The sequence below is a fragment of the Micromonospora sp. CA-269861 genome (assembly GCF_050948505.1).
Lineage (GTDB): Bacteria > Actinomycetota > Actinomycetes > Mycobacteriales > Micromonosporaceae > Micromonospora.
The window spans coordinates 3,993,348-4,013,461 of the sequence record NZ_CP192014.1 but is presented as its reverse complement, the minus strand read 5'-3'; the positions used below and the strand labels follow the sequence as shown (position 1 = coordinate 4,013,461).

Sequence of the window (20,114 nt, the reverse complement as noted above, 5' to 3'; positions counted from 1 at the left end):
GTTGGGCTGGTTTGCCGGGGGTCGGCAGGGGTCAATCTCGAAGATCCATTCGTGGTCATGCTAGGTCTGCGGCGGCGTCCCGTCGATCCCCTCGGATGTCCACCGTGGTCGGTCAGGGAGTCGGTGGTGTCACCGCGATGATCAGGTGGGCGGGCTGGTCGCTGGCGTTGCGGTAGAGGTGCGCCAGGCGCGAGTCGAAGGTGACCGACTCGCCGGCGGTGAGGGTGTACGACTCGCCGCCGATCTCGGCGACGACCTCACCGGTGATGACGATCGCGCACTCGGTCGACGGGTGTGCCCACGGCTCGGCGGAGCTGGCGTCGCCGGGTGCGAGGTGGGCCTGGAGCACCTCCAGGTCGCCGCGCCCGGGGGTGAGTCGTTCGTAGGTGATCTGGCCGGGTGGCGCGGCCAGCCTGGTCCGGGCGCCGACGCGGCTGACGTGCACCGGCGGCGCCTCGGGCTCGGAGAACAGCTCCGCGATCGAGGTGTCGAAGACCTGGGCGAGCTTTCGCAGGGTGGACAGGCTGGGGTCGGTCGCGCCGTTCTCGATCTGGCTGAGCAGGGCGGGGGACACGTCGGCGGCTGTGGCGAGCTGACGCAGCGTGAGGGAGTGCTGCTGACGCAGATCGCGGAGTCGGTCACCGAGCATGTGTCCTCGTTCCAAATACAGTGTGGCTGAATCTTGATTGACCAAACTATACGGCCATGTTTAGGATCACTAAACATCAGGCGGCAATGTTCGGCCCAAGTGAACAAGCCGCATCGAGGCGCGAACCGGACGCCTGGCCGTTCGGTCTACATCCAACCCCGAGACGACGCCCCCGAGAAGCCCGCGACGCCGTCATCCCATCGGCCCGGCCGATGCGTGGCGTCGCCCGCCGGGCGTCGACGCCCCGCGGATCCCGCTCAGCGGGCCGCGCGATACGAAGGTAGGAACAGCATGTCGGTGTCCCCTCGCCGGCTCCTCGCCGGAGCGTCCGCTCTGGCGACGCTGGCCGTCCTCTCCGTCAGCGCCTGTAGCGCCGGCGGCAGTGGTGGAAACGCGAACGGCACGGCCAAGACCCTCACCGTGAACACCTCGTTCGTGCTCAAGACCCTCGACCCCGGCCGGGTCTACGAGGCGACCGGTCTGACCGCCGTGCACGCCCTCTACGACACCCTGCTCACCTTCAAGGGCGCGGACGTGAGTAAGCCGGTCCCCGCGCTGGCCGAGTCGTACCAGGTGTCGCCGGACGCCACGACCTTCACCTTCAAGCTCCGGCAGGGCGTGACGTTCGCCGACGGCAGCCCGCTCACCGCCGACGACGTCGTCTTCTCCCTCAACCGCCTGAAGAACATCAAGGGCAGTCCCGCGGTCACCGTCAGCGGCCTGACCGTGACCAAGACCGACGACAGCACAGTGGTGGTCGCCTCGGCCACTCCCGACCCGAACATCCCGGTGGTGCTGTCGATGCCGTCGACCGCGGTGCTCAACTCCAAGGTCGCCAAGGAGCACGGCGCCCGCGACGGTGCCGACGCCGCCCAGGGCGACACCGCGCAGCAGTACCTGGACACCAACTCCGCCGGCAGCGGCCCGTACGTGCTGAAGTCCTACGACCCCTCGGCGCAGGTGGTGCTGGAGGCCAACCCGAAGTACTGGGGCACGAAGCCGCAGTTCTCCCGGGTGGTGCTGCGCAACATGGATGTGCAGACCCAGAAGCTGACCATGCAGCGCGCCGAGGCCGCCGAGATCTCCCTGGACATCTCCGGCAAGCTGCTCGACGGACTGCCCGGCAGCCTGCAGACCTCCGGCGTGCAGGACACCGTCTACTTCCTCTTCCTCAACGCCGACCCGGGCGTCTCGGCGGTCACCTCGAACCCGAAGTTCAACCAGGCCCTGCGCGCCGCCATCGACTACCAGGGGATCGCCGCCCTGTACGGCAAGGGCGCAGCCCCCGGCGCCGGGCTGGTCGCCCCCGCCTTCCCGGGCGCGCTGCCGGCCGGTGAGGAGTCCAAGCGGGACGTGGCCAAGGCCAAGGCGCTGCTCGCCGAGGCCGGCCTGAGCAACCCGACGGTGAAGTTCACCTACCCGGCCATCACCTACAAGGGCGTGGACCTCGGCACGGTGGCCACCAAGGTGCAGGGCGACGCCGCCGAGGCCGGTATCAAGCTGGAGCTCAACCCGCAGCCGCTGACCACCTTCCTCGACGAGATGCGCGGCGGGAAGTCGCCCCTCGGATTCACCCCGCAGAGCCTGAACTACCCGGTCGCCGACTCACTGATCAACAACATGGCGCCGGGGCAGGCAACCGCGTTGCGCTCCGGCTGGACGGTCGAGCGGGCCGACCCGGCTGTGGTGGCCGCCGGCAAGAAGGTCACCGCGACCCTCGATCTGGCCGGCCGGGCCACCGCCATGCAGGAGTGGCAGCGGCTGATGAACGCGTCATCGCCGTACCTCGTACTGGCCAGCAACTCCTCCATCGTCGTGGCGACCACGGACCTGACCGGGGCGGACTACACCGCCGCCGGTTGGCAGGTGGACGTCGCCGCGGTCGGCCGCAAGTAGTCCCGACGACATGACGACAGTCCACGACGGTGAGCCGGGCGCGGTCGCCACGACCGCGTCCCGGCCCCGGGGTGCCCACCCGCTGCTGACCTTCCTGGCCAAGCGGGTGGCGGTCACCGCCGGCCTGCTGCTGGGCGTCACGGTGGTGACGTTCGGCCTGGTCAACGTGGTCCCCGGTGACCCGGTGACCGCCAACCTCTCCGACCAGGCGCTCAACGACCCCGCCGCGGTGGCCGCCTTCCGCGAGAAGTGGGGTCTGGACCAGCCGCTCTGGGCCCAGTACCTGCACTACCTGGGCAACCTGGTGCACGGCGACCTGGGCCACTCCCAGCAGACCGGCCGGGCCGTCCTGGACGACCTGCTGCGCTATGTGCCGGCGACACTGGAGCTGGCCCTCCCGAGCATGGTGCTGGCGCTGCTCATCGGCACCGGGATCGGCATGCTCGCGGCGGTCCGCAACGGCCGGCTCACCGACCAGCTCGTCCGGGTCGGCGCCCTGCTCGGGCTCTCCACCCCGCCCTTCTGGCTGTCCCTCGTCGTGCTCTACGTCTTCTTCTACCAGCTCGGTCTGGCGCCCAGTGGCGGGCGGCTCTCCACCGACTTCAGCCCGCCGCCCACCGTCACCGGCATGTACACGGTCGACGGGGCGCTCGCCGGGCAGTGGGACGTCGCCTGGGACGCCGCCCAGCACCTGTCCCTGCCGGTGCTCGTGCTGACCTCGCTGACCGTGGCGATGCTGGTCCGCTTCGTCCGCTCCGCGATGCTGGAGGTGCTCCAGCAGGACTACATCCGGGCCGCGTACGCCAAGGGTCTGCCGACCCGGGTGGTGCTGCGCCGGCACCTGCTGCGCGCCGGCCTCGTCCCGGTGGTCACCGTCTCCGGTCTGGCGTTCGCCTCGCTGCTCTCCGGGACGGTGCTGGTCGAGAGCATCTTCGGCTGGCCCGGCGTCGGCCAGTACGCGTACCGCAGCGCCACGGCGCTGGACCTGCCCGCGATCCTCGGCGTCAGCCTGTTCGTGGCGCTGGTCTACACGCTTGTCAACCTGACCGTCGACCTGCTGTACGGACTCATCGATCCGAGGATCCGGTTGTCATGACGACACTTGCAGACCCGAAGGCGGAGCGGGCCATGGGCCGACGCCGCTGGCTCGGCCGGCTGCGCGGCGGCTCGACCAGTCGACCGGTCTGGCGTCAGCCGATCACCGTGGTGGCCCTGACCATCCTCGGTGGATGGTTGCTGCTGGCGCTGCTCGCCGACGTTCTCGCACCGTACGACCCGTTGGCGCAGAGCGCCGACGCGTACGCGTCGCCCTCCGGGGCGCACTGGTTCGGCACCGACTCGCTCGGCCGGGACATCCTCAGCCGGGTCATCCATGGTGCCCGCCTGTCCATCCCGTTGGCCCTGGCCATCGTCTCGCTGGCCCTGCTGGTCGGCGGGCTGCTCGGGCTGGTCGCCGGATACGTCGGCCGCTTCGTCGACGAGGCGCTGATGCGCCTGACCGACCTGGTGTTCGCGTTCCCGCAGATCATCCTCGCCATGGCGGTGACCGCGGCGTTCGGCCCCAACACCCGCAACGCCGTGCTGGCCCTGGTCATCGTCTCCTGGCCGGTCTACGCCCGGGTCATCCGCAGCGCCGTGCTGAGCATGCGCGGCGACGACTACCTCAACGCCGCCCGCCTGCTCGGCGTCGGCCCGATCCGTGCGCTGCGCCGTGACGTGCTGCCCAACAGCATCGGCCCGGCGATCGTGCTGGCCACCCTGGAGTTGGGCAATGCGGTGCTGCTGCTCGCCGCGCTGTCCTTCCTCGGCCTGGGCCCGCGCCCACCGGCCGCCGAGTGGGGCTCGATGGTGGCCCTCGGCGCGCAGGACCTGTCGATGTGGTGGGTCAGTGTGTTTCCCGGCCTCGCCATCCTGACCGTCGTGATGGCGTTCAACGTGCTCGGCGACGCGCTGCGCGACAGGCTCGACCCCCGCTACACGAAGGGACGCTGAGGTGGCACCGCTGCTCGACGTCGACTCCCTGGCCGTCACGCTGCCCTCGCCGCGCGGCCCGCTGCCGATCCTGCACGACGTGTCGTTGACCGTCGACGAGGGGGAACTCGTCGGCATCGCGGGGGAGAGCGGCTGCGGCAAGAGCCTCACCGCGCAGACCCTGCTCGGGCTGCTGCCTCCGGGCGCGGCGGTCACCGGTTCGGCCCGGTACGCCGGCACCGAACTGCTGGGCCTGGACCGGCGGGGCTGGCAGCGGGTCCGCGGCGCCGGGATCGCGATGGTCTTCCAGGACCCGAGCGCCGCCCTGCACCCGATGCTCACCGTCGGACGGCAGCTCACCGAACACATGCGGGTGCACCTGCGGATGGACCGCCGAGCTGCCGGCCGCCGCGCGGTGGAGCTGCTCGACCAGGTCCGCATCCCGGACCCGGAGCGGGCGCTGCGCGCCTACCCGCACCAGTTCTCCGGCGGGATGCGGCAGCGGGTGGCCATCGCCATCGCCCTGGCTGCCCGGCCCCGACTGCTGATCGCCGACGAACCGACGACCGCCCTCGACGTCACTGTGCAGGCCGGAATCCTCGCCCTGCTGGAACGGCTGCGCGCCGAGACCGGGCTGGCCGTCGCGTTCATCACCCACGACCTCGGGGTGCTCAGCGCCCTCACCACCCGTGGGTACATCTTCTACGCCGGGCGGGTCGTCGAGACCGGCCCGACGGGCGCGCTGCTCACCGCCCCCACCCACCCGTACACGGCCGCGCTGCTCGGCGCCCGACCGCACGGCACCCAGACCGGCGGGACGTTGCGGCCCATCCCGGGCGCTCCGCCGGCGCCCGGCGAGGCGCCGCCGGGCTGCCCGTTCCAACCCCGATGCGGGTACGCCGAACCGTCCTGCGCCACGGCCCCGCCCCCGCTCACCCCCGCCGGTGCCGACCGGTCGGTGGCCTGCGTGGTCCGTCCGCAGCTGGAGGTGGCCGCATGAACACCACCGCGCCCGCGCGACTGTCCTTCACCGACGTCGAGGTCGAGTACCGCTCCCGAGGGCGTGCTCGGGTGCGGGCGGTCGCCGGGGTCAGCCTGGAGGTGTCGCCCGGCCAGATCGTCGGGCTGGTCGGTGAGTCCGGGTGCGGCAAGTCCTCGTTGGCCCGCGTCGCGGTCGGGCTCAGCGCACCGAGCGCCGGCACCGTCCGGTACGCCGGCCGACCCGTCACCCCGCTGGGCTGGCGCCCCCGGTCCGGCGCCGAGGTCGGTCTCCAGATGGTCTTCCAGAACCCGTACGCCTCGCTGAACCCCCGACGTACCATCGGCTCCCAACTCCTCGACGGTGTGCCGGCGGCGGTCACCGGGGCGGCCCGCCGGGCCCGGGTGCACGAACTGCTCGAACGGGTGGCCATGCCGACGAGCGCCGCCCAGCGGTATCCGCACCAGTTCTCCGGTGGTCAGCGGCAGCGCCTGGCGATCGCCCGCGCGCTCGCCCCGGAACCCCGGATGATCATCGCGGACGAGCCGGTCACCGCACTGGACGCGTCGTCCCAGGCCCAGGTGGTCAACCTGCTCGTCGGGCTGGTCCGCGACCTCGACATGGGCATGCTGTTCATCTCCCACGACCTCGCGCTGGTGCACGAGATCGCCGACGTGACAGCCGTGATGTACCTGGGCCGGATCGTCGAGGCCGCACCCACCCGCGAGCTGTGGCGCGAGCCCCGACACCCGTACACCAGGGCGTTGATCGACGCGGTGCCGCAGATCGGGCCCGGTCCGCGCCTGCCCGCCATCCTCGCCGGGGAGGTGCCCGACCCGGCCAACGCGCCCACCGGGTGCCGTTTCCGGCCACGTTGCCCGCACGCGTTCGCGCCCTGCGGGGAGCAGCCGCCCACCGTCGACCTGGGCGGCCGCAGCGTCGCCTGCTGGCTCACCGACTCCGCCACGACGCCGACCGTCGCGCGCTCACTCTGAGGACGCCCCATGCGCATGCCCACCGAACAGGTCCTGGTCAACCTCGCCCTCTACGACGGGGTCCAGGACGCCCTCCAACCGGACCGCGGCATCTGGATCGACGCCGACGGGATGATCCGTGCCGTCGGTCAGGTCGACGACGTCCTCGCCGAGGCTGGTGCCGCCCGGGTGGTCGACCTCGGCGGCGAGCACGTCATGCCGGGTCTGACCAACATGCACGTACACCTCTCGCTGGGGCTACCCGGCCACCTCGCCGACACCGTGCACGGCTCCAATCTGGCCGAGCTGGTGCTGCTGATGGCCGACTCGGCCCGGCGCACCCTGCACTCCGGTGTCACCACCGCCCGTCTCGTCGGGGAGAGCCGGTACGCGGACTTCGCCCTGCGCAGGGGGATCGAGGCCGGCGCGGTCGACGGCCCCCGCATCTTCACCGCCGGGCACGCGCTCTGCTGCACCGGCGGGCACGGCTGGGACGCCGACGCCCTGGAGGCCGACGGCGCGGACGGCTTCCGTCGAGCCACCCGCGAACAGCTCCGCGCCGGCGCCGACCTGATCAAGGTCTGCATCTCCGGCGGGATCGCCGGCCAGCACGAGGCGATCGACACCCCCCAGCTGCTCGACGACGAGATGGCAGCGGTCATCCGCGTCGCGCACGACTGGGGGCGCAAGGTCACCGCGCACGCCGGCCCGGCCGACTCGGTCCGCCGGGCCGTGGAACTGGGGCTGGACTGCGTCGAGCACGGCTACGAGCTGACCGACGACGTCACGCGACTGATGGCCGAGCGCAATGTCTGGTACGTGCCGACGATCGTGGTGAGCCGTTGCGAGCAGTTCTTCCGCGACTCCGGGGTGCCGGGCTGGCTGATGGACCGGGCCCTCGCGGCCGGCCCCCGGCACTGGGAAAGCCTCCAGCACGCTATCCGCAACGGGGTGCCGATCGCCCTGGGCAGCGACATGCCGCCGCACGCCGGCTACGACGAAACCACCGCGACCGTCCGCGAACTGGAGTTCATGGTGGACGCGGGCATGCCCGTCGCGGACGCGCTGAAGGCCGCCACCACCCGCCCGGCGCAGTGGCTGGGCCGTGCCGACACCCTCGGCACCGTCGAGGCTGGTAGGCACGCCGACCTGCTGGTGCTGCGCGACGACCCGACCCGCTCGGTCTCCGCGCTGCGCACCCTGCACGCGGTGCTCAAGGGCGGGGTGGCGTACCGCGACGACCACGGCCGGCTCGGCGTACCGCGATGACAACCATCACGGAGGTCGCCGACGGCTACCTCGACGCGCTCGCCGAGCTGGACCCGCAGGCGGCCGAAGCGGTGGGGCGTACACCCGTGTCGCACGTCCCGGACCTCTCGCCGGACGGGTTCGACGCCCGCGCGGAGCTGGCCCGACGCACCGCGACGGCCGCCGCCACGGCGACCACGCACGACCCCGGCGAGCGGTCCCTGGCCGATGCCCTGCTCGACCGGCTGGCCAGTGAGGTCGACCTGTACGACGCGGGGTTCACCACCCGCCTGCTCGCGCCGCTGGCCACGCCGGTGCACCTGCTCCGGCAGATCTTCGACAACCTGCCCCGGCACACCGAGGACGACTGGGCGGTGGTCGCCGACCACCTGCACCAGGTGCCCGACGCCCTCGACAGGTACGCCGCGACGCTGCGCCGCTCGGCGCAGCGGGGACAACTGGTCGCCCGCCGCCAGGTGCTGGTGGTCGCCGACCAGTGCACGGCCTGGAGCACCGCCGACTTCTACGGGCGGTTGGTGGACGCCTGCCCCGACGGTCGGCTCGCTGCGCGGCTGCGCCGGGGCGCGCGGCTGGCGACCGCCGCCACCGTCGGCTTCGCCGCGTTCCTGCGGACCGAGCTGGCACCCGTCGCGTCCGCCGTCGACGGTGTCGGCGGCGACCTCTACCGGGTCACCGCCCGCAGCTTCCTCGGCGCCACCGTCGACCTCGACGAGGTGTACGCCTACGGCTGGGCGGAGTTGGGCCGTACCGCCACCGAGCTGCGTACCGTCGCGGGCGAGCTGGGCCACTCGCGGGTGGCTGCCGCGCGGGCGACCCTGGACGCCGACCCGGCCGGCCGGGTGCCGGCAGGACCCGACCTGGAGGAGTGGCTGCGCCAGCGCACCGAGCGGCTGACCGACGCGCTCGACGGCACCCACTTCGACATCCCGTCCGCCACCCGCCGGGTGGTGTGCCGGATCAGCCCCGCCACGTCCGGGGTCATGTACTACACGCCTCCCGACCCGTCGTTGACGCGTTCCGGCGCGATCTGGTGGTCGGTGCCCTCGGGCGAGTCGACGGTGCCGGTGTGGCGGCACGTCGGCACGCTCTGCCACGAAGGGCTGCCCGGCCACCACCTCCAGCACGCCGTCACCCTCACCACCGCGGATCTGCACCCCTGGCAGCGCACCCTCTGCCAGGTGCACGGGTACGCCGAGGGGTGGGCGCACTACGCCGAGCGCCTCGCCGACGAGATCGGCCTGTACGCCAACCCCGCCGAGCGGCTCGGCATGCTCGACGGTCAGATGTGGCGGGCCGCCCGCGTCGTCATCGACCTGGGTCTGCACCTCGGGCTGCCGATCCCGGCCGGCAACGGGTTCACCGAGGAACGCCACTGGACACCCGCGCTCGCGGTGGACGTCCTCACCCGCGTCGCCGGCCTGGACGCCGAGACCGCACGCTTCGAGGTCGACAGATATCTCGGCTGGCCGGCGCAGGCCCTGGCCTTCAAGGTCGGCGCGCGGCTGTGGCAGCAGGCCCGCCGGGACGCCGAACGGCGCGAGGGGACGGCGTTCGACCGCAAACGCTTCCACCACAGAGCGTTGGCGCTCGGACCCATGGGACTGGATCCGCTCCGCGCCCGCCTGGCCGACCTGCCCTGACCTCCCGCCGCCGTACCCGATCGGAAGTGACAGCCGATGAGCGATGAGCTCTCCACCACCATCACCGACCTGTACCGGTCCCTCGGCGACCGGCAGGCCTTCGACGCGCACCTGCACCCGGACCTGACGTTCTGGGAGTCCGACGCCGACGGTCTGCTGTGCGGCCTGCCCGCGCTGGACGACCTGCGGGACCGGCGGGCGACCCGGGCGACGGGGTCGGCGCCGATCTCGGTGGCGCCGGAACACCTGCGCAGCGACGCCTGGGGCGACACCGGTCTGGTCCGCTACGTGCTGCGGGCCCGCTTCGCCGACACCCGGCCGGACGAGTGTTTCCGGGTGACCGACGTCCTGCGCCGCGAGGACGGCTCCTGGCGCATCGTGCACCACCACGCGGAGGCCGTGCGATGAGCGCCGAGGAACCCACCACCGACCTGTACGACCTGCGGGTCGTGGTGGAGCGGATCGAGGGCCGCTCGGTGTGTGGCCTGAAGCCGGGCGACCACATCGACCTGACCGGCTCCAACCGGCTGACCATCCCCGCCGGTGGGCACTTCTGCCTCTACGCCCTGGCGGCGTGCCTGCCGCTGCTGCCGGCGAAGCAGCGGGAGTTGGCCGAGGGCGACTGGATGGCCCGGGACAGCCACGTCGCCTGTCCGGACCCGGACGAGCGGGTCATCATGCGCATCGAACGGACCAGCCTGCAGCGCATCCCCACCGAGGAGTTGACGTGAGCGCTGGGCTGGTCGGCATCGGCCTGCAGTCCGACAAGTCCGCCGACGAGTACGCGGAGTTGGCCGAACTGACCGAGCGACACGGGTTCGACGTGCTGTCGGTCTTCGGTGACCTGATGTACCAACCGCCGATCTTTCCGCTGCTGGTGGCGGCTCGGCACACCCGGCGGATCCGGCTGGGCGCGGCGTGCCTCAACCCGTTCACCATGCACCCGGTGGAGGTCGCCGGTCAGGTGGCCGCACTGGACCTGGCCTCGCGGGGCCGGGCGTACCTGGGCCTGGCCCGGGGCACCTGGCTCAACGAGATCGGGGTGCCGCAGGTCCGTCCGATCCGGCGCATCGTCGAGACGGTCGCCGTCGTGCGGCTGCTGCTCGCCGGCGACGACAGCGGTTTCCAGGGTGGGGAGTTCACAGTGGCGGCGGGCACGTCACTGCGGTACGCCCCGGCCCGCGCCGACGTACCGGTCCTCGTCGGCACCTGGGGGCGGCAGACGGCGCGGGCGGCGGCCGGTTTCGCCGGCGAGGTCAAGGTCGGCGGGTCGGCCAACCCGGCAATGGCCCGGATGATGCGCGCCTGGCTGGACGACGCGGCGCTCGCGCACCGGGAGCGCACCGGTGTCGTGCTCGGCGCGGTCACCGTCGTCGACGAGGACGGTGTGCTGGCACGTCGGGTGGCGCGCCGGGAGGTGGCCATGTATCTGGCGGTGGTCGCCGCCCTCGACCCGACGATCGAGGTGGACCCGGAGTTGCTGGCCCGGATCCAGCAGCACGTCGGCCGCCGGGAGGACGACCTCGCCGGCGCGCTGATCGGTGACGACCTGCTCGATCTGTTCGCCTTCTCCGGCACGCCCGAGCACGTCGCCGGGCAGGCCGCTGCGGTGTTCGACGCCGGGGCGAGCCGGGTGGAGTTCGGCACGCCGCACGGGTTGACCCCGCACGGCGGCATCGATCTGCTCGGCCGGCGGGTGCTCCCGCTGTTACGCGGGTGAAAACTCCTCATCAAGGGCTCTCAAAGATCACGCATTCGTGCATATGATCTTGCCGAAGTCGCCCGAAGAGGCGCTTTCGTCCACATTAGACGAGGAGCAGCATGCTCAGGAAAACGCGATGGCTGTTGGCCGTCGCCGTCACGGCCACGACGTTGACCGCCCTACCGGGCGGCGCGGCCACGGCCGGGACCAGCGACATTGGTCAGACCGGCGCACCCGCGGCCTCGGCCAATCCGAAGACGCACACCGTCACCCTGCTGACCGGGGACGTGGTGACCGTACGGGACACCGGATCGGGCTGCCCGCAGGCCACGGTTCGGCCGGCGGACGAGAACACGGTGATCCGCCAGAGCTGTGGCCCCGACGGCCACCTGCACGTCATCCCCGCCCGCGTCGCGTCCCAGATCGGCCCGGTCCTGGATCCCGACCTGTTCGACGTCACCACGCTGATCGCCGACGGCTACGACGACGACAACTCCACCGAGCTGCCGCTCATCGTGCAGCCCGCCACCGCCTCCGCCCGGGTGGCCGCGCTCGGTGACGTGCTGTCGCTGCCCAGCATCGGCGCGGTCGCCGGCCGCGTACCCAAGAAGAGCGCGGCCACCGCGAAGCTCGCGACCAACTCGCTGCTCGCCGGCGCGAAGAAAGTCTGGCTGGACCGCAAGGTCCGTGCCACCGCCCTGACCGGCGGCGGGCGACCCGCCGGCCTGGACCGCAACCTCGGCCAGATCGCCGCGCCGGACGCCTGGAAGGCCGGCTACACCGGCAAGGGCGTCCGGGTCGCGGTGCTCGACACCGGCGCCGACTTCACCCACCCGGACCTGGCCGGCCGGGTCGTCGACCGGGCCGACTTCACCGCCGAGGGCGGTGACGCCGTCGACCACAACGGCCACGGTACGCACGTCGCCTCGACCATCGCCGGCACCGGCGCGGCCGCGCACGGCCAGCGTCGCGGCGTGGCGCCGGACGCCAAGCTGGTGATCGGCAAGGTTCTCGACGACCACGGCTACGGCGAGGACTCCGGAATCATCGCCGCCATGGAGTGGGCCGCCACCCGTGCCGACGTCATCAACATGAGCCTCGGCGGCAGCGACGCGGACGACGGCACCGACCCGCTCTCGCTCGCCGTCGATGGTCTGAGCCGCTCCACCGGCACGCTCTTCGTCATCGCCGCCGGCAACAGCGGCGCCGCCATCTCCTCGCCCGGTTCGGCGGCCAGCGCGCTGACCGTCGGGGCGGTCGACCGGGACGACAAGATCGCCGACTTCTCCAGCCGCGGGCCACTGGTCACCAGCAACGTGGCCAAGCCGGAACTTGTCGCGCCGGGTGTCGACATCGTCGCCGCGCGGGCCGCCGGCACCAACCTCCAGGACCCGATCGACAGGTACTACGAGGCGATCAGCGGCACCTCGATGGCGAGCCCGCACGTGGCGGGCGCCGCCGCGCTGCTCGCCCAGCGACACCCGGACTGGTCGGGTGAGCGGCTCAAGGCCGCCCTCGTCGGTGCGGCCGACCCGCTCACCGGCATCGACCCGTACGCCGTCGGTGCCGGCCGACTCAACGCGGCCCGCGCTCTCGGCGGCCCGACCAGTGACCAACCTGTGGTCAACCTCGGCACCTTCGCCTACCCGCAGGCCGGGACCAGCGAGACGAAGCTGAGCTGGACCGGTGAGTCGTCGGCGGTTCTCGACCTCGACGTGTCGATCGTCAACCACGACGGCCAGCCGGTGCCGCGCGGGGCGGCGTCGCTCTCGACGAGCCGGCTGACGCTCAAGCACGGCACCACCGCGGCGGCGACCCTCCGGGTCAATCGCGCGGCGCTGGCCGCGCGGCCGGGCTTCTACCTGGCCACCGTCACCGCCCGTACCGGCCGCAAGCTGGTCGCGACGACCCCGGTGAGCTTCTACGTCGAGCAGCCCAGCTACGACCTGACCATCCAGACGAAGCCGCTGCCGGGCCTGAAGGACGGCGCGGAGAGCTGGATCAACCTGATGGTCACCAACCTCACCGACCCGGTGATCTACTACGGCGGCGCGGGCGGTACCCCCGGAGACACCTTCACGCTGCGGGTGCCGGCCGGCCGGTACGCGATCCTCGGCTCCTCCGTCGCCTACTACGTCGACAGCGACGTGCTGGAGACGACGCTCGCCGCCGAGGCCGACCTGGACGTGCGCGGCGCCCGGAGCGTGACGCTCGACCCGGCGCGGGCCAAGCCGGTGACGGCGACTGTCGACGGAGTGACCACCACACCCACCCGGACCGACGTCACCAACCTCCAGACCGCGGCGAACGGTCAGTCCTGGTGGCACCAGATCAGCGGGTACGGGACCGCGACCGCCGTCCGCACCACAGCGCTGCCGAAGCCCACCGTCGGCTCCCGGCGCACCTGGGCGGCCGTCAACCTGGACTCGCCGGCCGGCACCGCCGAGCCGTACCGCTACAACCTGGTGCACGAGTACGCGGGCGGCGTCCCGGCCGATCCCGCGTTCCGGGTGAGCAGGGCGGAGCAGGCCAGGCTGGCCCGGATCGACGAGCGGTTCCACCAGACGGATTCGCCGGAGATGTACACCCAGCTGGTCCGTACCGGCATGACCCGCGACGGGGTGGGGGTGACCCAGACCCACGAGGGGAACCTGCCGCCGTACCGGACCGACTACCTCTCGCCCGAGATCCTCTGGGCCGATCAGGGCAGCTACGGCGGGCTGGCCGCGGACGAGGCACCTCGCAGCTACCAGCCGGGGAGCCGGCAGACCAAGATCTGGGCCCGTCAGCCCCTGCACTCCGACTGGTACGACGACCCGGCCGGCGCCGACTGGAGCTGCGCCACCGCGCCGTCGCGGACCCGGGGCAACCTGCACCTCGACCTGGTGTCGCTGACCGACAAGCACCAGCGGGCCGACTGCCTGCAGGGTCAGGCGATCGGCGTGCAGCGCAAGCTGTCGCTGTACCGCAACGGCAAGCTGGTCGACGAGCGGTCCGGCCCGTTCGGCGATTTCACCGTCCCGCAGTCGATGGCCGACTACCGGGTGACCCTCGACGTCGACACGAGCCTGATCCTGCCGATCTCGACGAAGGTCAACACCTCGTGGACGTTCCGGTCCGCCGGCCCCGACGGCACCGGGAGCGTGCCGTTGCCGCTGCTCGCAGTCGACTACGCCCTGCCGATGGACCACAACAACCACCCGGTCGACGGCACGGCCGAGCTGGCCGTCCGGCAGGCGCACGGTGTGCGGACGCAGAAGGTGACGTCGTTCCAGGTGTGGACGTCGACGGACGACGGTGCCACCTGGAAGTCGGCCCGGGTCAGCGGCAGTGGTGACAGCTACCGGGTCGCGCTGCCGAAGGCCACCTCCGGGCAGGCGGTTTCGCTGCGGGTGAAGGCCACCGCCAACGGCGGCAGCGGAATCGACCAGACCATCATCCGGGCGTACCACGCCGGCTGACGGTCGACGCTGTGGTGCGGCCCGGCTCCGGCCGGGCCGCACCACAGTTCCGTGTCGGGGTGTCGATTCCGGGCCACCTCGTTCGTCGTGACGGTGAACCGTGACGCCGACAACGAGAGGCACACCCATGACGTCCGTCGTCGAGACACCGCTGCGCCGAACCCGTCTCCTGCTGGGCTGTGGCACGGTCGCCGGCCTGCTCTTCCCCGTTCTGTCGTTCGGGCAGGCGGTCACCCGATCCGGATTCGACCTGCGCCGGCACGCGGTCAGCTCACTCACCCTCGGTGATCTCGGCTGGTTGCAGGTCGTCGCGTTCGTGGGCACCGGCGTGCTGGCCGTCGCCTTCGCGGTGGGCCTGTGGCGGGCGCTGCGACCGGGTCGGGCCGGCACGGTGGTGCCGGTGCTGGTCGGCGTGTACGGGGTGGCGATGGTCGGCGGCGGGATTTTCGTTCCCGACCCGGCGCTCGGCTGGCCACCAGGCGCCCCGACGGGGCTGCCCGAGCAGGCCAGCACGGGCAGCGTCCTGCACACGGTGTGCGGTGCGGCGGCGTTCCTGTCGCTGATCGCGGCCGGCCTGCTGCTCGCCCGACGGTTCGCCGGCCAGGGAGACCGGGACTGGGCGCTCTACAGCGCCGCCAGCGGCGCCGTCGCGTTCGTGCTCACCGCCCTGCCGTGGAGCGAGGGGAGTGCGAGCATCCGCTTCGCCATCGGAGCGGTGCTCATCTCGGGGTGGCTCGTGGCGCTCTCCTGGTGGGCGCGCGACGAGTCGGCCCCTGACCGCTGAGGCGATTCTGGTCGTACGCGGGTGACAGCATCACCTCATGGCCACAGCGAAGAAGCCAGTAACCGTTCCGACCGTGATCAGCGTCGACGACTTCCTGGCCAGCAATCCCGACGACCGTAGGCGGGCCGACGCGGGGCGGCTCCGCGCGATCATGGGCGAGCTGACCGGGGAGCCGGCGCTGATGTGGGGCCCGAGCATCGTCGGCTTCGGCAGCTACCACTACACCTACGAGAGCGGGCGTGGTGGCGACGCGCCCCTGGTGGGGTTCTCGCCGCGCAAACAGCACCTCGTCCTCTACCTCACCGGCGGTTTCGAGGAGCGGGACGCCGCGCTCCTCGCCCAGCTCGGCTCGCACGGCGTCGGCAAGGGATGCCTCTACCTGAAGCGGCTCGACGATGCCGACGAGAGCGTGCTGCGCCAACTGATCGAGCGCACCGTCCGGGTGCACCGGGGCGTCGACCGGGCCAGCCGCCAGTGAGCCGCCGACGTCACTGGCCCTCCCAGACCGCCTTCGCCCCGGAGTCGCCCGTGCGGAACACGTAGTAGACGGCGACGCCGGCGGCCAGCACCGACAACACCTGCAACGCCAGGGTCACCGCCCGGCTGGGCTGCCCATCGGCGCTGGTCTCGGCGGCCCTCGGCGGCACGAACCAGACCAGTGCCAGCGCCACGACCGCCAACCCGATCGTCGCGTAGAGCGTGATGTCGCCGAAATCCTGGTGCGTTTGCAGCTTCGGGAGGAATTCGGGGGTGACCCGGTTGGCCGCCTGCATACGTTCGAGGAAGGCATCGCCGGAGAGCTTCGTCAGCAGGGCGGCGACCGGCGCGCCCACGGCGAGCAGCCCCAGCACCCACCGGGTGTGCGGCCGGATCGGCGGAACGAGCGCGTAACCGACAGTCAGCAGGGCCAGCAGCGGCACGAACACGACAGCGGCGTGCAGCAGCAGAGGGTGGGCCGGGATGCCCATGAACTCCTCGAACATCGGCGTCTCCTCCGGTTGCATCGCCCTGGACGTTGATCGTCCACAGAGGGACCGTATCGGTACCGCGCGGGCGTGTCATCCCCGTCGATCGCTCACCTGTCGCAACGCAGCGCGGCCAGGTCGACGGCGTCGGCCATCGCCTGCATGCCCTTGTCGTTCGGGTGGACGTGATCTCCGCTGTCGAAGAACGGCAGCAGCGTCTGCGGGTCGTACGGGCTGCGGGTGATCCGGTCGAAGTCGACAACGGCGTCGAACACCCCGCTGTGCCTGATCCAGTCGTTGACGCCCTGGCGCACTGCCTCACCGGCGGCGTCGTACTCCGGCCAGCCCTTGTACGCCATGACCGTGGCGCCGACGACGCACCTGCCGGCCGCGTGCGCCCGGTCGGCCAACTGCCGGTAGCCCGTGGTCAGGTCGTCCACTGTCACGCCGGTGTGGGCCTTGATGTCGTTGATGCCCTCGTACACGAACACCGTGCCGACCCCGGGCTGGGAGAGCACGTCGCGGTCGAAGCGGCGCAGCGCGGCCTCCCCGGCGCCGTCGGCGAGCACCTTGTTGCCGGAGATGCCGGCGTTGGCCACGCCCTTGATCGGGCTGTCCGGCGCGGCCTGGAGCCGCCGGGACAGGTAATCGGGCCAGCGCCGGTTCGCATCCGTGCTGGAGGCCCACCCGTCGGTGATGGAGTCACCGAGGGCCACCACCGAGCGGGTCGCCGTGGACGTCCGGACGCTGACGGCGTCCAGCCAGTACCAGGAGGTCATCGAGTCGGTCCAGTTGGTCGCCGCCTCCTCGGCAGCGTGGTCACCGGCTGTCGCGTACGACGTCTGCATGGCCATGCCGTGCCCGCTCGTCGGGCCCTGCGCGCCGGTGACGTGGAGGCTCACCACGAGGTTGCTCTGGGCGGCCAGCCGGCCGGGCAGCGGGTCGCTGAGGATCGTCTCCCCGGCCGCGACGGTGACCGACGGCTGGCCGCCGAACGTCAGTCGCCGGTTGCTGCCCCGGACCAGCTCGGCACCCTGCCGCTGCAACCCCGCGTACGCGCTGCTGAAAGTCACCGGGTGGTCGCCGAAGGCGTTGGTGAGGCGGATCCGCAGCGCGTCCCCGCCGACGCTGGTGCGCACGACCAGTCGGTAGCTGCGCTCGGCTGGCCCGGCGCCCTGCCGGTCGGCGCTGGCGGCCCAGGTGACCGCGAAGTGCCGGCCGTCACCGGCCCCCGGGTCGTGCCGCGTCCGCGCCTGCGCCGGCGACGCCACAAGGGGGAGGCAGAGAAGCGCGGCGACAGCGGCGGCCGCCCCACGCCGTACGAGCCCGGCCCGCATCAGAGGTTCCTCAGGGTGACCGACTCGCCGGGGCGAAGGGTGACCTGGTGGGAACGACCGTTGACCAGCACGGTCGTGCTGCGGCCACCCACGCTCGCCAGGCGCGCCTGGGTGACCCGCCCATCACGCCAGCTGAGGTCGGCGGTGAAGCCACCCCGTACGCCGACACCGGTCACCGAACCGGCGGACGCCCAGGCGGCGGGCAGCGCCGGCAGCAACTCGACGTGACCGGGCCGGGAGTAGAGCAGCATCTCGACGATCGCGGCGGGGGTGCCGAGGTTCGCGTCGATCTGGAAGATGCCCCGGCCGGGGTTCGTCTCGTAGATGTCGAAGAGGTTCATGGCGCTGCCGTTGCTGCCGTTCGTCGACGGTCGCAGGTTGTTGACCACGAGCTGGTACGCCTTCTCCGCGTCCTTCAGCCGCGCCCAGCACAGGCTGCGCCAGGCGTTGGCCCAGCCGAAGCTGTTCATGCCGCGCGCGGTGAGCAGGGCGGCGGCTCCGGCGACGATCTCGGCGGGGGTGGAGCCGTCCGGGCGGATCCGGTCGCCGGGGAAGAGACCGATCAGGGGGGAGAGGTGCCGGTGTGTGGTCTCACCGAGGTTGTCCGGTGACATCCACTCCTGCAACCAGCCCGAGGTGGGGCTGACCTCGGGCAGGTAGAGGCGCTTGCGGAGCCCGTCGATGGACCGGGCGTGCTCGGCGTCGCGGCCGAGCACCCGGGCGGCGGTGTGGTAGTTCTCGAACAGGTTCCACACCAGCTCCTGGGAGTAGGTGTTGCCCCGGGTGTCCTGCGGCCCGTGCTCGGCGGACCAGTCCCGGTCGGCGACCAGCACCTCCCGCGTAGCGCCGGACGCGTCGGTGACGGTCGCGGTGACGAGACGGGTCTCCCAGAACTCCACGGCACCCTTGACGACCGGGTAGATCTTCGCCAGGTAGACGCGGTCCTGGGTGTACTCGTAGTGCTCGAACAGGTTCTGACAGAGCCACGCGTTGCCGCTCGGGTGCCACCACCAGCCGCTGCCGCCGTACGGGTTGGTGGAGAAGGCGACGGCCCACCCGGCGATCCTGCCGCTGGTGTTGCGGAACCGGTTGGTCGGGGTGTTGAAGAGCCGCTGGGTGACAGCGGTCCAGACCGGCAACTGCGCCACGCAGTAGTCCGCGTACGCGTCGAAGGTGTCGCTGACGCCCGCGCGGTCGGCCGGCCAGTAGGTCATCTGGATGTTCACGTCGCTGTGGTAGTCGCCCATCCAGTCCGGGTCGTTGCCGTCCAGCCACGGGCCCTGCAGACCGATCGGCAGGCTGCCCCGCGACCCGGAGATCAGCAGGTACCTGCCGAACTGGAGGTACGCGGCCTCCAGTTCCGGGTCGGGGACGTTGTCCCGCCAGCGCGCCTGCACCCGCTCCCAGGTGTCCAACTCGCGTTGGCCGGCGGACGACGTGCCGAGGTCGACGGCGAACCGCTCGAACGTCGGGCGGACGTCGGCGACGTGGGTGTGCAGCAGCTCGCGGACCGACGCGCGCGCCGCGTCGAGGACCTTGTCCCGGGCCAGCCGTTCCGGCTGCACCGACTCGTCGCGGAAGCCGGTGGCGGCTGTCGGCGCGTAGTTGGTGCCGCCGCTGACGATGACGGTGAGGTCCCGGCAGTCGGTGAAGGAGATCGACGTTCCGGTCACCGCGACCGCCCCGGTGCCGCTGTACGCGGTGACGGCGGCGCCGTAGCGCAGCCCGTTGGCGAAGGTTGCGCCGAACGACGCGTACCTGCCGGTGGGGTCGACGGTGGTGGTCTCGCCGTGGGTGCCGGCCAGGGAGACGGCGCCGGTGTACGTGCCGCGACCCTGCGAGGTGAAGTGCAGGACGATGACGTCGTCCGGGCGGCTGGCGAAGACCTCTCGTCGGTAGCCGACCCCGCCGATGTCGTACGCGGTGCTGACCAGGCCCTGCGCAAGGTCGAGGGTGCGGCGGTAGTTGTCGACGGCGCCGAGGTCGTGCCCGGGGATGTCGACGGTGAGCGTGGCCAGCATGGTGAGCGAGCCGAAGTCCTCGCGTCCGTAGGGGAACTGGCCGTCGCCGTCGAGCGTGTCGTTGCGGCCGCCGGTCCAGAGCGTCGCGTCGGTGATCGTGAGGAATTCCCGGGACGGGTCGTTGCTCGCAAGCGCGCCGAGTCGGCCGTTCCCGACCGGCAGGCCCTGCTCGATCATCGAGGTGGCGGAGCCGGGTGCCCGCCACCAGAGCTGGTTCCTCGCGGCGACGTTCGGGGCGAGCATCGGCGATCCGGCGGGACGCCGGGGTGTCGGCGTCGCGGCGAAGGCGGGCAGGCCACCGAGTGCGCTGGCCGCGCCGGCGGCGGCGGCCAGCGCGAGGAAGCCGCGACGGCTGGGGTGGTTGTCGCGTGGTTCGGTGCTGCGGATATCCATGTCGGGTTCTCCAACCTGGGCGTTCGGCGGATGCGCGCGCCGGGCGCGGCCCGGCTGTCGCGCCGGGCCGCGC

Annotated in this window: 17 protein-coding genes; 13 read left to right on the top strand and 4 right to left on the bottom strand. The window is 72.0% G+C overall.

Features of this window, described 5'->3' with window-relative positions; genetic code table 11:
• Positions 1-112: 112 nt before the first annotated feature.
• The gene (locus ACQP0U_RS18510) at positions 113-649 is read right to left on the bottom strand and encodes a helix-turn-helix domain-containing protein (RefSeq protein ID WP_433308685.1); all 537 of its coding nucleotides are present in this window, start codon (positions 647-649) and stop codon (positions 113-115) included.
• A gap of 291 nt (positions 650-940) precedes the next feature.
• On the opposite strand from ACQP0U_RS18510, the gene ACQP0U_RS18505 reads away from it, so the two are divergent.
• From ACQP0U_RS18505 to ACQP0U_RS18445, 13 genes are all read left to right on the top strand, one after another.
• Positions 941-2,545: an ABC transporter substrate-binding protein gene (locus ACQP0U_RS18505; protein ID WP_433308683.1), complete on the top strand. Its 1,605-nt coding sequence runs from the start codon at positions 941-943 to the stop codon at positions 2,543-2,545.
• A 10-nt stretch (positions 2,546-2,555) separates the two neighbouring features.
• Positions 2,556-3,641, top strand: coding sequence for an ABC transporter permease (locus tag ACQP0U_RS18500; protein ID WP_433308681.1), 1,086 nt, complete (start codon positions 2,556-2,558; stop codon positions 3,639-3,641).
• Complete coding sequence (locus ACQP0U_RS18495) at positions 3,638-4,537, top strand: ABC transporter permease (RefSeq protein ID WP_433308679.1); 900 nt, start codon at positions 3,638-3,640, stop codon at positions 4,535-4,537. Before ACQP0U_RS18500 ends, ACQP0U_RS18495 begins: the two co-directional genes overlap by 4 nt.
• Position 4,538: 1 nt before the next feature.
• A complete protein-coding gene (locus tag ACQP0U_RS18490; RefSeq protein WP_433308677.1) occupies positions 4,539-5,516 on the top strand; it encodes an ABC transporter ATP-binding protein in 978 nt (325 codons plus the stop codon).
• Positions 5,513-6,490, top strand: coding sequence for an ABC transporter ATP-binding protein (locus ACQP0U_RS18485; protein WP_433308676.1), 978 nt, complete (start codon positions 5,513-5,515; stop codon positions 6,488-6,490). The genes ACQP0U_RS18490 and ACQP0U_RS18485 overlap by 4 nt, the downstream gene beginning before the upstream one ends.
• Before the next feature lie 9 nt (positions 6,491-6,499).
• On the top strand, positions 6,500-7,738 hold the full coding sequence (locus tag ACQP0U_RS18480) for an amidohydrolase family protein (RefSeq protein ID WP_433308674.1): 1,239 nt from the start codon (positions 6,500-6,502) through the stop codon (positions 7,736-7,738).
• A complete protein-coding gene (locus ACQP0U_RS18475; RefSeq protein WP_433308672.1) occupies positions 7,735-9,378 on the top strand; it encodes a DUF885 domain-containing protein in 1,644 nt (547 codons plus the stop codon). The genes ACQP0U_RS18480 and ACQP0U_RS18475 overlap by 4 nt, the downstream gene beginning before the upstream one ends.
• Before the next feature lie 36 nt (positions 9,379-9,414).
• Positions 9,415-9,786, top strand: a complete 372-nt coding sequence (locus ACQP0U_RS18470; protein ID WP_433308670.1) for a nuclear transport factor 2 family protein — start codon at positions 9,415-9,417, stop codon at positions 9,784-9,786.
• Positions 9,783-10,109, top strand: coding sequence for a TIGR04076 family protein (locus ACQP0U_RS18465; RefSeq protein ID WP_433308668.1), 327 nt, complete (start codon positions 9,783-9,785; stop codon positions 10,107-10,109). Before ACQP0U_RS18470 ends, ACQP0U_RS18465 begins: the two co-directional genes overlap by 4 nt.
• Positions 10,106-11,098, top strand: a complete 993-nt coding sequence (locus ACQP0U_RS18460) for an LLM class flavin-dependent oxidoreductase (protein ID WP_433308666.1) — start codon at positions 10,106-10,108, stop codon at positions 11,096-11,098. The genes ACQP0U_RS18465 and ACQP0U_RS18460 overlap by 4 nt, the downstream gene beginning before the upstream one ends.
• 101 nt (positions 11,099-11,199) lie before the next feature.
• Positions 11,200-14,541 carry a S8 family peptidase gene (locus ACQP0U_RS18455; RefSeq protein WP_433308664.1) on the top strand — a complete coding sequence of 1,114 codons (3,342 nt, stop codon included), beginning with the start codon at positions 11,200-11,202 and terminating at the stop codon, positions 14,539-14,541.
• 127 nt (positions 14,542-14,668) lie between these two features.
• Entirely contained in the window at positions 14,669-15,325 is a 657-nt protein-coding gene (locus ACQP0U_RS18450) for a DUF998 domain-containing protein (protein ID WP_433308662.1), read from the top strand.
• Positions 15,326-15,362: 37 nt separating this feature from the next.
• Positions 15,363-15,803, top strand: a complete 441-nt coding sequence (locus ACQP0U_RS18445; RefSeq protein WP_433308660.1) for a DUF1801 domain-containing protein — start codon at positions 15,363-15,365, stop codon at positions 15,801-15,803.
• Positions 15,804-15,813: 10 nt separating this feature from the next.
• Here the strand turns inward: ACQP0U_RS18445 and ACQP0U_RS18440 are convergent, their stop codons facing one another.
• From ACQP0U_RS18440 to ACQP0U_RS18430, 3 genes are all read right to left on the bottom strand, one after another.
• Positions 15,814-16,308, bottom strand: coding sequence for a DUF2231 domain-containing protein (locus ACQP0U_RS18440; RefSeq protein WP_433308658.1), 495 nt, complete (start codon positions 16,306-16,308; stop codon positions 15,814-15,816).
• Between the two features lie 92 nt (positions 16,309-16,400).
• On the bottom strand, positions 16,401-17,627 hold the full coding sequence (locus ACQP0U_RS18435) for an SGNH/GDSL hydrolase family protein (protein WP_433308656.1): 1,227 nt from the start codon (positions 17,625-17,627) through the stop codon (positions 16,401-16,403).
• Positions 17,627-20,041, bottom strand: a complete 2,415-nt coding sequence (locus ACQP0U_RS18430; RefSeq protein ID WP_433308654.1) for a glycosyl hydrolase family 95 catalytic domain-containing protein — start codon at positions 20,039-20,041, stop codon at positions 17,627-17,629. The genes ACQP0U_RS18435 and ACQP0U_RS18430 overlap by 1 nt, the downstream gene beginning before the upstream one ends.
• Positions 20,042-20,114 lie beyond the last annotated feature (73 nt).